Consider the following 13,802-nt stretch of genomic DNA (forward strand, 5'->3'; position numbering starts at 1 on the left):
TTCTTGTTGGGTAACAGGCCCGCTCCGATGGCGCTTGATACCGTTTTGCCTGGGCAGACGGTGGCCGGAGGGGGAAGAAGCGAAAGCGTTAGAAACTGGAAGCTGGCTCGATGATGGGCCGTTTTTTGTACGACATGGTGGATCAGGATCAATAAATGTTGCGTTTTATGGGGTGTTTCCCCCGGGATCCGACCCCGATCACATGGCGCCGTTGGACTGCACCAATCAGGCGCCTCCTCTCTTGCCCCCCATGATGGGGGGCAAGAGAGGATTGCCGCACGGGGCAGGAATCGTTATCTTGCCCTCTTCACTGGAATCGCCACAGCACAAGGACCCTGACATGCCCAGCCTCGCCAGCATACATCTCTACCCCATCAAATCGACGGCGGGCATGCCGCTGACCCGCGCCCGGGTGACCGAGGAGGGGCTGCTGGGGGATCGCCGCTACATGGTGGTCAAGCCGGACGGCACCTTCATCACAGCCCGCACCCATCCCCAGCTGCAACTGGTGACTGCCACCCCGGTGGAGGGCGGCCTGCAACTGCGTTACCCCGGAATGGCGCAGCTCAGGCTGCAGGAAGCGGACTTCAGCCGCGCCCCCCAGGCCACAGGCGTCTGGGGCGACAGCTTCCATGCCCTGCACACCCAGTCCCAGGCCGATGAGTGGCTGAGCCGGGTGGCGGGGGAGCCGGTTCGCCTGCTCTGGCTCGGCGAAACCTCTGACCGCTTTCGGGAGAAGACCGGCACCCGGGTCAGCTTTGCCGACGGTTATCCCCTGCTGCTGATCAGCCAGAGTTCGCTGGATGACCTCAACCTGAGATCCGATGCCCTGCACCAGATGAGCCAGTTTCGCACCAATCTGGTGGCGAGCGGCACCCGCCCCTTCGAGGAGGATGGCTGGAAGCGGATCCGCATCGGCGAGGTGGAGTTTCTGGTGGCCAAGCCGTGCAGCCGCTGCATCATGACCACGGTGGAGGCGGGCACGGATCGCTTCAACGCGCTGAAAGAGCCGCTCGCCACCCTCACCCGCTACCGCCGTGGCGAGGATGGGGAGGTCTATTTCGGCCAGAATCTGGTGGCGCTTAACGAGGGCTGGATTGAGGCAGGGAGCGAGATCCAGGTGCTGGAAACCGCCCGTCCCCCCGTCTACCCCAATGCGGCGCCGAAGAAGCGGGAGCTGGTCTGCGTCGCCCGCGAGCCCCTGGCCCGGGATCTGGAGACCTTCTGGTTCGAGGCCGCCGACGGCGAGCCCCTGCCCGACTACCTGCCGGGCCAGCACCTGCCCATCAGCCTCGACATCAAGGGGGAGCGGCAACAGCGCCGCTACACCCTGAGCTCCACCCCGGAGAGACCCGAGCGTTACAGCATCAGCGTCAAGAAGCTGGCCGATGGCCGCATCTCCCCCTGGCTTCACCATGAGCTGCGCGTGGGCGATCACCTGCTGGCCGCCCCCCCGGCCGGCGAGTTTTACTTAGGCACAGAGCGCAAGCTGCTGCTGCTCTCGGCGGGCTCAGGCGTCACCCCCATGCTGTCCATTGCCCGCACCCTGGCGCTGCGCGGGGAGCTGGAAGATGTTCACTTTATGCACCTGTGCCGCAACGAGGCCGACATTCCGGCCGCCGCCGAGCTGCACGCCATGAGTCAGGCAGGCATGCAACTGACCCTGATCCTGAGCCAGCCCGATGGCCACTGGCAGGGCATGAGCGGTCGCCTTGGCAAGGGGCACCTCGAGCAGGTCAGGGATCTGCTGGCGCGGGAGATCTTCCTGTGCGGCCCCCACGGCTTTATGAGCGAGGCGGCCAGGCTGCTGCAGGAGCAGGGGGTCGCCGCCGAGCGCATCCGCCAGGAGAGCTTTGGCGGGGCCATCCTCTCGGTGGCCCGCCCCCACAAGGCGGTGCAACTGCGCATCGGCGAGCAGACCTTCGCTGGCAACAATCAGGGCACAGTGCTGGATCAGGCCCACAAGCAGGGGGTGGAGCTGCCCTGGAGCTGCCGCGCCGGCATCTGCGGCAGTTGCAAGCAGACCCTGCTCGAAGGGGAAGTGGATCATCCGGACGCCCCGGCCATCACAGCCGCCGAGCGAGCCGCGGGCAAGATCCTCACCTGCTGCGCCGTGCCCCTCTCCGATCTGGTGATCAAATAAGATGATGGCGCCGCACGGGTCGGCGCCATCATCGCAAAGCAAAACGGCTGCCCTGAGGCAGCCGTTTTCTTATCGTGTCTGGCAATCAGCCACGCAGGGCGGCGATGCGCTGCTCGATGGGCGGGTGGCTCATGAACAGCTCGCTCATGGAGCGCTTGCCGTTGATGCCGAAGGCCATCATGGTGCCTTCCATCTGCGGCTCGGCGCCACGGGAGAGGCGCTGCAGCGCGGCTATCATCTTGTCGCGACCGGCCAGCTTGGCGGCACCGGCATCGGCGCGGAACTCGCGCTGACGGCTGAACCACATGACGATCATGGAGGCCAGCACGCCGAACAGCATCTCCAGCACGAACACGGTGATCATGTAGGCAAAACCACCCGAGCTGCTGCTCTCCTCGTCGTTGTTGGAGCTGAAGAAGTTGCTGATGACGCCGGCCACTATGCGGGCGAAGAACATCACAAAGGTGTTCACCACCCCCTGGATCAGGGTCAGGGTCACCATGTCGCCGTTGGCCACGTGGCTCACCTCGTGGGCCAGCACGGCTTCCGCCTCGTCACGGCTCATGCTGTAGAGCAAGCCGGACGACACGGCAACGAGGGAGTCGTCGCGGCGGGCGCCGGTGGCGAAGGCGTTCATCTCGGGGGAGTCGTAGATCCCCACTTCCGGCATCTTGATGCCAGCCTCACGGGCCTGACGGGCGACTGTGCTCACCAGCCAGTGCTCTGTCTCGTTGCGGGGCTGCTCGATGACCTGGACGCCATAGCTGCGCTTGGCCATCCACTTGGACATCAGCAAGGAGATAAAGGAACCCCCAAAACCGAACACGGCACAGAACACCAACAGACCGGAAATGCTGGACTTGTTGATCCCCAGAACCGAGAACAGGATATTGAGTACCACCCCCAGCACCAGCATGACGGCCAGGTTGGTCACCAGGAATAGCATAATTCGCTTCATATTGACTCCTTGTGAGATATAGATGCATGGTTCGGGCCAATTCACAATCGACCCGATACCACACCTGCCCCCGATCATAGACAGACTCGATGAATGTTTGCTGAATGTTGGGCCTCAGAGCAGGGACGAGATGTCGAGACAATCGCGCAGATCCGCCTCGAGCGGCTGGTCTACGAAGGGGATCTCCCCCAGAAATGGGGCCGGCAACATGGCTTTCAAGGTGGCCAGGTTCTCCTGGTAGCGACTCATGTGCGGATCCACCCGATTGACCACCCAGCCGGCCAGGGTCAGCCCCTGATGGCGGATGGCGGCGCAGGTGAGCAGGGCATGATTGAGGCAACCCAACTTGGCCCCCACCACCAGGATCACCGGCAGGCGCTCAAGGGCAACCCAGTCGGAGAGCAGATGCTGGTGATCCAGCGGCAAAAACCAGCCCCCCGCCCCCTCGACTATCACCCGTTCGGCCCCCGCCCGCTCAATCTCCCGCAACCCGGCAGACAGGCCCGCCAGGGGAATGCTCGCCCCCACCTCCCGGGCGGCTATGTGGGGGGCTATGGGGGGCTCGAAGGCGTAGGGGTTGACCGAGTCGATGGGCAGCGGGAGGCTGGCGGCCGCTTGCAGCTGCTGGGCATCGAGGTTGCGAAGCCCCTCCGGGGTGCGGGCACAACCGGCGGAGATCGGCTTGTAGCCGGCGCAGGGGATGCCCCGGGCGGCGAACGCCTGCAGCAGGGTACGGGCGACCAGGGTCTTGCCCACGTCGGTGTCGGTGCCCGTGATGAAATAGGATCTGACCATGATGATTCCTCAGCGCAGTTCAAGGTGGCGCTCTGGCACCACCTGGGTATCAATGATGGGCTTGTGCCGGGCGGCTAAACTCGCCCGGCCCAAGGCAAAAACGCGTGTTCCCGCAGCCGGTCAGCGGCGGACAAGGCGCCCGAGACAGACCTCATAGCTGGCGGCCAGCAGGCCGTCGGGCTGGCGGTGGCGCTCATAGGCTTCCCCGAGACGCCTCAGGCGCTGGCGGTTGCCCAGCCCCGCAGCCCTGTCGTCATTGACCTGGCTGGCCCCTATGCCCTTGAGATCCCGCAGCAAGTCGTTGAGCTCCAGATAGGCGAGAGACCAGGTGACAGAGGTCAGCTCAGGCTCCTGAAAACCCGCGGCGCCAATGGCCTGCTGCAACTGGGGCAGGGCGAGGAAGCGGTTGACGTGGGCATGCCCGTCGACGGCGCCCCAGGCCTCGCGCAACTGCCAAAGCGAGCCGGCCAGCAGGGTCGAGAAGAAGATCTGACCGCCGGGCTTGAGCACCCGGTGGATCTCGGCAAACGCCTGGGCCGGGCGCTCGCACCACTGCAGGGCCAGGCTGGAGAAGACCCAGTCCAGGCTCTGATCCGCGAAGGGCAGCGCCTCCGCATCGCCGCACACCAGCCGGGCGCCGCTGCCACGCAGGGCGGCCTGCGCCAGCATGCCGGGGGCGAGATCCAGCCCGTGCAACTGCTGGCAACGACCCGCCAGCGCGGGCAGGAAGAAGCCGGTGCCGCAGCCCAGATCCAGCCCGGCCCCCGGGCGCATCTCTTTCATACTCCCTTCGCCCATGCGCACCAGCAGCGCCTGCCCCACCTCCTGCTGGAAGCGGGCGTGGGCGTCGTAGTGACGGGCGGCGGCCCCGAAGCGACGGGCGAGCTGGGCCTTGTCGACCTGCTGGAAACGCTCATGCAGCATGGGCGCCTCCTCTCTGATCACTGGATGGGCAGGGACCCAGGGCCTCGAGCAGGCTATCCACATCCTGCTCGCGGTGGGCGGCACTCAGGGTAATGCGAAGGCGCGCCGTGCCGACCGGCACAGTGGGCGGGCGAATGGCGCTCACCCAGACACCGCGCTCCCGCAGCCGCTCGGCCAGTTGCAGGGCGGCACTGCTCTCCCCCACCAGCAGGGGCTGGATCGGGGTCTCGCTTGCACCCAGCGTCCAACCGAGCGTCTGTGCCCCCTGCCGAAAGCGGGCGATAAGGTGAACAAGCTGGGCGCGGGCCTCGTCGGCGGCGCGTACCAACGCAATGCTCTGGCTGATCGCGCAAGCCTGCGCGGCGGGCATATGGGTGCTGTAGACATAGTGGCGGGCAAAATTGACCAGGTACTCCACCAGCTCGCGGCTGCCGCCCACAAACGCGCCTGCCACCCCGAGCGCCTTGCCAAAGGTGCCCATCTGGATATGCACGCTGGCGGGAGCAACCCCTTGCGCCGCCAGGGTGCCGCGCCCTTGTGGCCCCAGCACCCCGAGGCCATGGGCATCGTCGATCATCAGCCAGTTGCCGCTCTGGGCTGCCAATGTCGCGAGTTCAGTCCAGGGCGCCTGATCCCCGTCCATGCTGAACACCCCCTCCGAGACGATCAGGCCCCGGTTTGGCTCAAGCTGACGCGCGAGCGCGGCCATGTCGTTGTGGCCGAAGCGCTTCATCCTGCAGGGCAGCTGGCTGCCCATCTCCTGCAGGGAGGCGTGGTTGAGCCTGTCCTGCCACAGCAGGTGCTCCTTGCCGAGCAGGGCCTTGAGCACCGCCTGATTGGCAGAAAAACCGCTGTTGAACAGCAGCACAGCCTCCACCCCGAGCCACTCAGCCAGGGTCTCTTCCAGCTCTTGGTGGGCGCGGCTGTAGCCGGTCACCAGGGGCGAGGCGCCGGCGCCCGCGCCATAGCGGTCGATCCCCTCGTTGAAGGCGGCCTTGATGGCGGGATGATCGGCGAGCCCCAGATAGTCGTTGGCAGAGAGGTTGAGGTAGTCGCGTCCCCCGACCCGGATCCGCCCGCCGCTCGCCACATCCACAGGGGTGCGTCGGCGCAGCAGGGCCGCCTGCTCACGTTCGGCCAGGGCCTCCCCCAGCGCAAAGGGGCCGGTGACAACAGGGGAAGTCATGGACGGACGGCACCTGCGCGGGAACGGGTGGCATCGTAGAAGAGCTCGCTCGGCTCGCTCTGGCGGCTCACCTCGGCAAGGAGCTCCTCTTCCTGCACCTGATCCGGCTTCTGGGCCCGCTGGGCGGGGCGGATGCCGAGGCGCTTGAACAGCTGCATGTCGCTGTTCTCGTCCGGGTTCGGGGTGGTCAGCAGCTTGCAGCCATAGAAGATGGAGTTGGCACCCGCCATAAAGCACATGGCCTGCATCTGCTCGTTCATCTTCTCCCGTCCGGCGGAGAGACGCACGTGGGAGGCGGGCATCATGATGCGCGCCACGGCTATGGTGCGGATAAATTCGAACGGGTCCAGATTCTCCTGGTTTTCCATGGGCGTCCCCTTCACCTTGACCAGCATGTTGATGGGCACGCTCTCCGGGTGGCGGGGCAGGTTGGCCAGCGCCATCAGGAGGCCCGCCCGATCCTTTGCCTGCTCCCCCATGCCGACGATGCCGCCGGAGCAGACCTTCATGCCGGCGCCGCGCACGTGCTCCAGGGTGTCCAGCCTGTCCTGATAGGTGCGGGTGGTGATGATGTCGCCGTAGAACTCCGGCGAGGTATCGAGGTTGTGGTTGTAGTAATCAAGCCCGGCGGCACCCAGGCGCGCCGCCTGATCGGCGGTCAGCATCCCCAAGGTCATGCAGGTCTCCATCCCCAGCCCGCGCACCTCCTCGACCATGCGCAGGATATAGGGCATGTCCCTCTCTTTGGGGTTGCGCCAGGCGGCCCCCATGCAGAAGCGCGACGAGCCGTTGGCCTTGGCCTCGCGGGCCCGCTCCAGCACCTTTTCCACCTCCATCAGCCGCTCGGTCTCGAGCCCGGTGTGGTAGCGGGCGCTCTGGGGGCAGTATTTGCAATCCTCCGGGCAGGCGCCGGTCTTGATGGAGAGCAGGGTGCTCACCTGCACCTCGTTCGGGTCGAAATGGGCGCGGTGTACGGTCTGGGCCTGGAACAGCAGATCGTTGAATGGCAGGGCAAACAGGGCCTGGACCTCGGCGAGGGTCCAGTCGTGACGAAGGGCGTGACCGCCCAGGGTGAGAGCATTCATACATGGCTTCCAGTTGTTATAAGTGGGATCCTGCGCCGCCATCCTGAGATGAAGGACCGCAAAAGCCGCCACCGGCCGACCTACTCGCTGTTAGGACTGGCGCCAAGTGGCTGAAATTGTTGGCTAGTGTAGAGAGCGCGCGTAGACTGTCAACACCGACCAGATCAAACCAATTGACAACAGAACATAAAATGACCAACCAAGAATTCGACCTGCACCACGTCTGGCACCCCTATACCTCCCTCACCCATCCCCTGCCCTGCTATGAAGTGGCCAGCGCCAAGGGGGTGACCCTCACCCTCAGCGACGGCCGCGAGCTGGTGGATGGCATGAGCTCCTGGTGGGCCTGCGTCCACGGTTATCAGGTGCCGGAGCTCGACGCGGCCGCCACCACCCAGCTCGGCAAGATGTCCCACGTGATGTTTGGCGGCCTGACCCACGCCCCGGCGGTCGAGCTCTGTCGCAAGCTGGTGGAAATCACCCCGGCCGGTCTGGATCGGGTCTTTCTGGCGGATTCCGGCTCGGTGGCGGTGGAGGTGGCGCTCAAGATGGCCCAGCAGTACTGGCACGCCAAGGGAACGCCCCGCGCCAGATTCGTCTCCCTGCGGGGCGGCTATCACGGGGACACCTTCGGCGCCATGAGCGTCTGCGATCCGGATGGCGGCATGCACGAGCTCTACAAGGGCTTCCTGCCGGAGCACCATTTCGTGACCGCCCCCAGCTGCCGCTTCCACGCCGAGTGGGACGAGAGCTGCGTGGTGGAGCTGGCGACCCTGGTGGCGGACCACCATGAGGAAATCGCTGCCATCGTGCTGGAGCCCATAGTGCAGGGGGCGGGTGGCATGCGCTTCTATCACCCCCGCTACCTGCAGTGGGTGCGCGCCCTGTGCGACGAGTTCGGTTTGCTGCTGATCGCCGACGAGATCGCCACCGGCTTTGGCCGCACCGGCCAGCTGTTTGCCTGCGACTGGGCGGGGATCAGCCCCGACATCATGTGCCTTGGCAAGGCGCTCACCGGCGGCTACCTGACGCTGTCGGCCACCCTGACTACCGAGCAGGTCGCCCGCACCATCTGTGACGGCAAGGCCGGCGTCTTTATGCACGGCCCCACCTTTATGGGCAATCCGCTGGCCTGCGCGGTGGCCAACGCCTCCATCGAACTGCTGCTGGCCTCACCCTGGCAGGAACGGGTGCGGGCCATCGAACATCAGCTGCGCACCGAACTGGTACAGCTGACCCTGCATCCGGCTGTGGCCGACGTGCGGGTACTCGGCGCCATCGGTGTGGTGGAGATGAAGGAGCGGGTGGACGTGGCGCGCATCCAGCGCAAGTTCGTGTCGCTGGGGGCCTGGATCCGCCCGTTCGGCAAGCTCATCTACCTGATGCCCCCCTTCGTCATCAGCCCCGAGGAGCTGCGGGTGCTGACCCGGGCCATCCATGAGGCCATCGCCAGCGGCGAATTCTGAGTCTCGATGAATAGGCTCTGCATGAGAATGCAGGGCCTTTTGGCTCTTTTTCATCAGAATGTGAGCGAGACACCAGAACCCGCCAGGCGAGGGGAGTAGACTGCGCGGGTTTTACCCAACAGATGTACCTTTCCCATGCGCCTCTCCATCACTGCCAAGATCAATTTCTTCCTGCTCTTCATCTTCTCCATGGTATTGGTGTTTTCCGCGGCCTATCAGGCGGTGCGCGAGCGCGACCTCATCCTGACCCTCATCAAGGAGCAGAGCCGCGAGCAGACCGAGGCCTATTTCGACGGCCTCAACATGCTGATGCTGACCGGCAAGATGGAGGCCCGCGATACCCTGCGCGCCAAGTTTCTCGATCACGCCCACGTGGAAGATGCCCGCATAGTGCGTGGGGCGCCGGTCAACAAGCAGTATGGGCCTGGCCGCGACAGTGAGGCCCCCAAGGACAGATTCGATGCCCTGGCCCTGGCGGGCAAGGGGAGCCTGGAGGTGGTGCACGACGGCACCCACAGCAAGCTGGTGGTGACCCGCCCCCTGCTGGCCAAGAAGGATTTTCGCGGCACCGACTGCACCAGCTGTCACCAGGTGCCGGAGAACACGGTGCTGGGGGCGGTGCGCTTTGACTACTCCCTCGACACCCTCTTTACCCGGGTCGAGCAGAACATACTCACCTCGGCCCTGAGCCTCACCCTCATCTTCGGGCTGGGGCTGCTGCTCACCCTCTGGGTCATACGCACCTGGATAGTCCGCCCCCTCAACCAGCTGACCCGCTCCATGGAGGAGGCCACCGATCTGCACGACTTCGGTCACCGGCTGGAGGGCGATGAAGGGGACGAGATAGGTCGGGTGGCCCTCGCCTACAACCAGATGCTCGACAGCGTGGAGCGCCAGCTCGGCAAGCGCCCCGCCCCCTCGTCCCAGGAGGAGAAGCCGGCGGATCACGCCAGGTAATAAAACAGCAGGCTGGCGGCCAGGATCAGCAGCAGGATGAATAGATTGACGTGCAGCGCATCCTCTTGCCGTCGGCTGCGGCTGTGCTCCAGCGCTCTCGTCCCAGGAGGAGAAACCGGCGGATCACGCCAAGTAGTAAAACAGCAGGCTGGCGGCCAGGATCAGCAGCAGGAGGAACAGATTGACATGCAGCCCATCCTCTTGCCGGCGGCTGCGCCTGTGCTCCAGCGCGCTCGTCCCAGGAGGAGAAGCCGGCGGATCACGCCAGGTAATAAAACAGCAGACTGGCGGCCAGGATCAGCAGCAGGATGAATAGATTGACGTGCAGGGCATCCTCTTGCCGTCGGCTGCGCCTGTGCTCCAGCGCCAGCACCACCAGGGTCAGCAGGCAGCAACCCCAGAGCCCGTGCACCAGCCAGGGGGTGAGGGCGGGATCCCACTCCTGGCGCACCTTGACCCCGCCATAGACCAGAAAACCGTAGGCCGTCTGCGGCCTGGCAAAGTGGTAAAGGGAGAGCAGGACGATAAAGCCGCTCCAGCAGAGGATCACCAGCCCCTGGAGAACCCGTATCCAGCCATCCGGCCCCCGCCTGCGTTCCTTCACTCTCACCCCCTGCCCAACCGACCGGATCCATGCAAGATTCATGGGGAAAACCCCGCAAGGGTCCGACATTTTTGCTTGTTTATCAAACCCGCGCGGGTAAGATTAACGGCTTAGTCTGCCATGGTGGGCCACTCATGCCCGGGCCAGACCCCTAGTGTTGCAAATAGCGCTGCAAGAACAAGCTGGAGACAATATTTCGATGACGCACGCATCCGTAGTAGATGTGCTGACCGGTAAGTATGCGGTTGGCACCACCCAGACAGTGAAAGGGTGGATCCGGACCCGCCGCGATTCCAAGGCGGGGATCTCATTTTTGGCCATATCCGATGGCTCCTGTTTCCATCCGGTACAGGCCGTCGTCCCCAATACCCTGGCCAATTACGAGAATGAAGTGCTGCGTCTGACCACCGCCTGCTCAGTGGAAGTGACCGGTGTGGTCGTGGCTTCCCAAGGCAGCGGCCAGGCCTTCGAACTGCAGGCCTCCGACGTCAAGGTCGTGGGCTGGGTCGAAGACCCGGACACCTACCCCATGTCTGCCAAGCGCCACAGCATCGAATACCTGCGCGAGCAAGGTCACCTGCGTGCCCGTACCAACGTGGTCGGCGCCGTGACCCGGGTGCGCAACTGCCTGGCCCAGGCCATTCACCGCTTCTTCCATGAAGAAGGTTATCTGTGGATTGCCGCGCCGCTCATCACCGCCTCCGACACCGAAGGCGCCGGCGAGATGTTCCGCGTCTCAACCCTGGACATGGAAAACCTGCCGCGCACCCCCGAAGGCAAGGTGGACTACGACAAGGACTTCTTCGGCAAGGAGACCTTCCTGACCGTCTCCGGTCAGCTGAACGTCGAGACCTATGCCTGCGCGCTGTCCAAGGTCTACACCTTCGGCCCGACCTTCCGCGCCGAAAACTCCAACACCAGCCGCCATCTGGCCGAGTTCTGGATGGTGGAGCCGGAAGTGGCCTTCGCCAACCTGGAAGACAACGCCGCCCTGGCCGAAGCCATGCTGAAGTACGTCTTCAACGCCGTGCTGACCGAGCGCCGCGACGATCTGGAGTTCTTCGCCCAGCACATCGACAAGGATGCCATCGACCGTCTGGAGCGCTTCGTCGCCTCCGACTTCGCCCAGATTGACTACACCGACGCCATCGAAGTGCTGAAGAACTGCGGCAAGAAGTTCGAGTTCCCGGTCTCCTGGGGCATCGACCTCTCCTCCGAGCACGAGCGCTATCTGGCCGAGGAGCACTTCAAGTCTCCTGTGGTGGTGAAGAACTACCCGAAAGACATCAAGGCCTTCTACATGCGCCTCAACGACGACGGCAAGACCGTCGCCGCCATGGACGTGCTGGCCCCGGGGATCGGCGAGATCATCGGTGGCTCCCAGCGTGAGGAGCGTCTCGAGGTGCTGGATGCCCGCCTGGCCGAGATGGGCCTGAACAAGGAGGATTACTGGTGGTATCGCGACCTGCGTCGCTACGGCACAGTGCCGCACTCCGGCTTCGGCCTGGGCTTCGAGCGCCTGGTGGTCTATGTGACCGGCATGGGCAACGTGCGCGACGTCATCCCCTTCCCGCGTACCCCTCGCACCGCCGAGTTCTAATCGCGGGCAGCACGCGAATCGCAAAAAGCCGACCCTTGGGTCGGCTTTTTTTGTTCTTTGCCGTCGCCCTGCTCCTACGCCAGGCTGACGACCACCTTTCCCTTTGCGCGACCGGTCGCCAGATAGGCGAGCGCCTCGCCGGCCTGTTCAAACGGAAAGACCTTGTCGATGACGGGCCTGAGCTTGCCCTCGTCGAGCAGCGCGGCAATCCGGGTCAGCTGGGCACCATCCGGGCGCACGAACATCATGCCGTAGGTGACACCCCGTCGCCGGGCAAGACGGTGGATCTTCCAGCTCATCAGGCCAAACAGGGCGGTCATGATGACATTCATGTTTCTCGCCCGCGCAAAGGCCGCATCCGGCGGACCGACCAGCGACAGGAGCCGGCCCCCCGGCCGGAGGATCGACAGTGACCGCTCGATCGCGTCGCCCCGCAAGGTCCCCAGTACCAGATCATAACCCTGCAATACGGCATCGAACGCCTGCCGTCTGTAGTCGATCACCACCTCGGCCCCCAACTGCCCTACCCACTCGGCGTTCGCCGTGCTGGTGGAGGTCGCGACCAAGGCCCCCAGGTGCCTGGCCAGTTGAATGGCAAAGGAGCCTATGCCGCCGGACCCGGCGGGAATGAACACCCTCTGGCCCGGCGCGAGCGGGGCCTGCTCGGTGAAGGCCTGCCAGACCGTCAGCGCCACCATGGGAATGGACGCCGCCTGAACGAAGTCGAGGCTGGCCGGTTTGAGGGCCGCCGCGTGTTCGGGCACCACAACCCATTGCGCCAGGGCGCCGCGCCCCAGATCGAAGAGGCTGGCATAGACGGCATCCCCCGGCCGAAACCGCGTCACCCGGCTGCCGACCTCCACCACCACACCGGCCAGATCGCTGCCGAGCACGGCGGGCAGCTCAAACTTGAGCAGGGGTTTGAAGGTGCCTCGCGGGATCATGTTGTCGATGGGATTGAGGCCGACGGCATGCACCTTGACCAAGATCTCGTCCGGCCCCATGGTCGGGTGCGGCAGCTCCGCGAACTCGGGCCGCGCCGAGCGGCCATAGTGTCTGAACACAAAGGCTTTCATCATCTTGTTACCAGAAAGCATGAGGTGACCGAACCAGGCAAACCGCCCTGTCCCATACAGGGCAGCGGCACAGGTCAGGCACACCTCATCGCGAGGATAAAAGAGGCGATCTGGAGAGAACTGCGGGTTGGGCATGGCGCCGTCCCCAGCAGACCGCCGGTCTTGTTGCCGGGATCAGCGGCCCTGAGGCGCAACCTGATAGCGTTCGGCAGCATGGGCCTGCCGAAGGTCGGAGAGCAGCGCCTTGCGCGCGCCATCGAGCTCATCCCAGCGACTGGCCTCATGCAGCGGCGGTATGGTGACCACTTCCCGGCGATCGAAACCGACCAGGGCCGCGTCCACCAGTTCCTCCACCTCCATCAACTCCGGCAAGCTGTCGGGATCGATGCCGGAGCGTGCCCAGATCTCGGTGCGCGTGCCGGCGGGCAGCACCGCCTGCACATAGACCCCGGCGGGAGCGAGCTCCAGGCTCATCCCCTGGGAGAGGAACAGCACGAAGGCCTTGGTCGCGCCATAGAGCGTCATGCCAAATTCGGGGGCGAGCCCGACCACGGAGCCGATGTTCACTATGGCCCCCTCCCCGGCTTGCACCAGTCGCGGGGCTATGGCCGCCGCCAGGCGTGCCAGCGCCGTGGTGTTCAGGGTCACCAGTTGCTCGACACTGCTGGCGGTCTGGGCGAGGAAGTGGCCCACCTGACCCGCCCCTGCGTTGTTGATCAGGATGCCGATGCTGGCATCTTCCCGTAACCGGGCCTCCACGGCGGCCAGCTCCCGGGATTGAGTGAGGTCGGCAGGCAGGATGTCGACGGTGACGCCGTACGCCTGGCGCAGGCGGCCGGCCAGTGCCGTCAGCCGCGCCTCGTCGCGGGCGACGAGCACCAGATCGTGGCCGCGCCGGGCGAAGCGGTCCGCATAGGTGGCGCCAATGCCGCTGGAGGCACCGGTGATAAGCACTCTGGGTTTAATGGTCATGATGTCATTCTCTCTGTGATCGTTTTGAACCGGGAT

At 64.9% G+C, this 13,802-nt stretch carries 12 protein-coding genes; 4 read left to right on the forward strand and 8 right to left on the reverse strand.

The features are described from left to right. The first annotated feature begins 340 nt into the window (after nt 1-340). A complete protein-coding gene (locus HB860_RS12725; RefSeq protein ID WP_247626880.1) occupies nt 341-2,143 on the forward strand; it encodes a hybrid-cluster NAD(P)-dependent oxidoreductase in 1,803 nt (600 codons plus the stop codon). Nucleotides 2,144-2,228: 85 nt separating this feature from the next. Here the strand turns inward: HB860_RS12725 and htpX are convergent, their stop codons facing one another. From htpX to bioB, 5 genes are all read right to left on the reverse strand, one after another. Beyond that, the gene (gene htpX / locus HB860_RS12730) at nt 2,229-3,101 is read right to left on the reverse strand and encodes a protease HtpX (RefSeq protein ID WP_171269207.1); all 873 of its coding nucleotides are present in this window, start codon (nt 3,099-3,101) and stop codon (nt 2,229-2,231) included. Between the two features lie 114 nt (nt 3,102-3,215). Then, nucleotides 3,216-3,896 (reverse strand): dethiobiotin synthase, encoded by a 681-nt coding sequence (gene bioD, locus HB860_RS12735; protein WP_139435152.1) that lies wholly within the window; start codon nt 3,894-3,896, stop codon nt 3,216-3,218. A 120-nt stretch (nt 3,897-4,016) separates the two neighbouring features. Next, nucleotides 4,017-4,820, reverse strand: coding sequence for a malonyl-ACP O-methyltransferase BioC (bioC, locus tag HB860_RS12740; RefSeq protein ID WP_247626881.1), 804 nt, complete (start codon nt 4,818-4,820; stop codon nt 4,017-4,019). Continuing rightward, a complete protein-coding gene (gene bioF / locus HB860_RS12745; protein WP_247626882.1) occupies nt 4,810-6,006 on the reverse strand; it encodes an 8-amino-7-oxononanoate synthase in 1,197 nt (398 codons plus the stop codon). Before bioF ends, bioC begins: the two co-directional genes overlap by 11 nt. Then, the gene (gene bioB / locus HB860_RS12750; RefSeq protein WP_043131627.1) at nt 6,003-7,091 is read right to left on the reverse strand and encodes a biotin synthase BioB; all 1,089 of its coding nucleotides are present in this window, start codon (nt 7,089-7,091) and stop codon (nt 6,003-6,005) included. The genes bioF and bioB overlap by 4 nt, the downstream gene beginning before the upstream one ends. A 191-nt stretch (nt 7,092-7,282) precedes the next feature. Between bioB and bioA the strand changes: the two genes are divergently transcribed. Further along, on the forward strand, nt 7,283-8,557 hold the full coding sequence (gene bioA, locus HB860_RS12755; protein WP_247626883.1) for an adenosylmethionine--8-amino-7-oxononanoate transaminase: 1,275 nt from the start codon (nt 7,283-7,285) through the stop codon (nt 8,555-8,557). A 135-nt stretch (nt 8,558-8,692) separates the two neighbouring features. Continuing rightward, entirely contained in the window at nt 8,693-9,514 is an 822-nt protein-coding gene (locus tag HB860_RS12760; RefSeq protein WP_247626884.1) for a HAMP domain-containing protein, read from the forward strand. A gap of 259 nt (nt 9,515-9,773) precedes the next feature. Here HB860_RS12760 and HB860_RS12765 read toward each other — a convergent pair whose 3' ends face one another. After that, the gene (locus tag HB860_RS12765; RefSeq protein WP_247626885.1) at nt 9,774-10,118 is read right to left on the reverse strand and encodes a hypothetical protein; all 345 of its coding nucleotides are present in this window, start codon (nt 10,116-10,118) and stop codon (nt 9,774-9,776) included. Nucleotides 10,119-10,317: 199 nt separating this feature from the next. Here HB860_RS12765 and asnS point away from each other — a divergent pair, with 199 nt between their 5' ends. Next, nucleotides 10,318-11,718, forward strand: a complete 1,401-nt coding sequence (asnS, locus tag HB860_RS12770) for an asparagine--tRNA ligase (RefSeq protein WP_139435166.1) — start codon at nt 10,318-10,320, stop codon at nt 11,716-11,718. A 74-nt stretch (nt 11,719-11,792) separates the two neighbouring features. Here asnS and HB860_RS12775 read toward each other — a convergent pair whose 3' ends face one another. Then, a complete protein-coding gene (locus HB860_RS12775) occupies nt 11,793-12,797 on the reverse strand; it encodes an NADP-dependent oxidoreductase (RefSeq protein ID WP_247626886.1) in 1,005 nt (334 codons plus the stop codon). Between the two features lie 171 nt (nt 12,798-12,968). After that, nucleotides 12,969-13,766 carry an SDR family NAD(P)-dependent oxidoreductase gene (locus HB860_RS12780; RefSeq protein WP_247626887.1) on the reverse strand — a complete coding sequence of 266 codons (798 nt, stop codon included), beginning with the start codon at nt 13,764-13,766 and terminating at the stop codon, nt 12,969-12,971. Between the last annotated feature and the right edge of the window lie 36 nt (nt 13,767-13,802).

The sequence above is a fragment of the Aeromonas genomosp. paramedia genome, from assembly GCF_023093515.1.
Taxonomy (GTDB): domain Bacteria; phylum Pseudomonadota; class Gammaproteobacteria; order Enterobacterales; family Aeromonadaceae; genus Aeromonas.

Coding starts and splice junctions, on each gene's coding strand:
- HB860_RS12760 (WP_247626884.1), top strand. CDS start 8,693: ATGCGCCTCTCCATCACTGCCAAGATCAATTTCTTCCTGCTCTTCATC.
- bioB (WP_043131627.1), bottom strand. CDS start 7,091: ATGAATGCTCTCACCCTGGGCGGTCACGCCCTTCGTCACGACTGGACC.
- htpX (WP_171269207.1), bottom strand. CDS start 3,101: ATGAAGCGAATTATGCTATTCCTGGTGACCAACCTGGCCGTCATGCTG.
- HB860_RS12725 (WP_247626880.1), top strand. CDS start 341: ATGCCCAGCCTCGCCAGCATACATCTCTACCCCATCAAATCGACGGCG.
- bioC (WP_247626881.1), bottom strand. CDS start 4,820: ATGCTGCATGAGCGTTTCCAGCAGGTCGACAAGGCCCAGCTCGCCCGT.
- HB860_RS12780 (WP_247626887.1), bottom strand. CDS start 13,766: ATGACCATTAAACCCAGAGTGCTTATCACCGGTGCCTCCAGCGGCATT.
- bioD (WP_139435152.1), bottom strand. CDS start 3,896: ATGGTCAGATCCTATTTCATCACGGGCACCGACACCGACGTGGGCAAG.
- bioA (WP_247626883.1), top strand. CDS start 7,283: ATGACCAACCAAGAATTCGACCTGCACCACGTCTGGCACCCCTATACC.
- HB860_RS12775 (WP_247626886.1), bottom strand. CDS start 12,797: ATGATGAAAGCCTTTGTGTTCAGACACTATGGCCGCTCGGCGCGGCCC.
- asnS (WP_139435166.1), top strand. CDS start 10,318: ATGACGCACGCATCCGTAGTAGATGTGCTGACCGGTAAGTATGCGGTT.
- bioF (WP_247626882.1), bottom strand. CDS start 6,006: ATGACTTCCCCTGTTGTCACCGGCCCCTTTGCGCTGGGGGAGGCCCTG.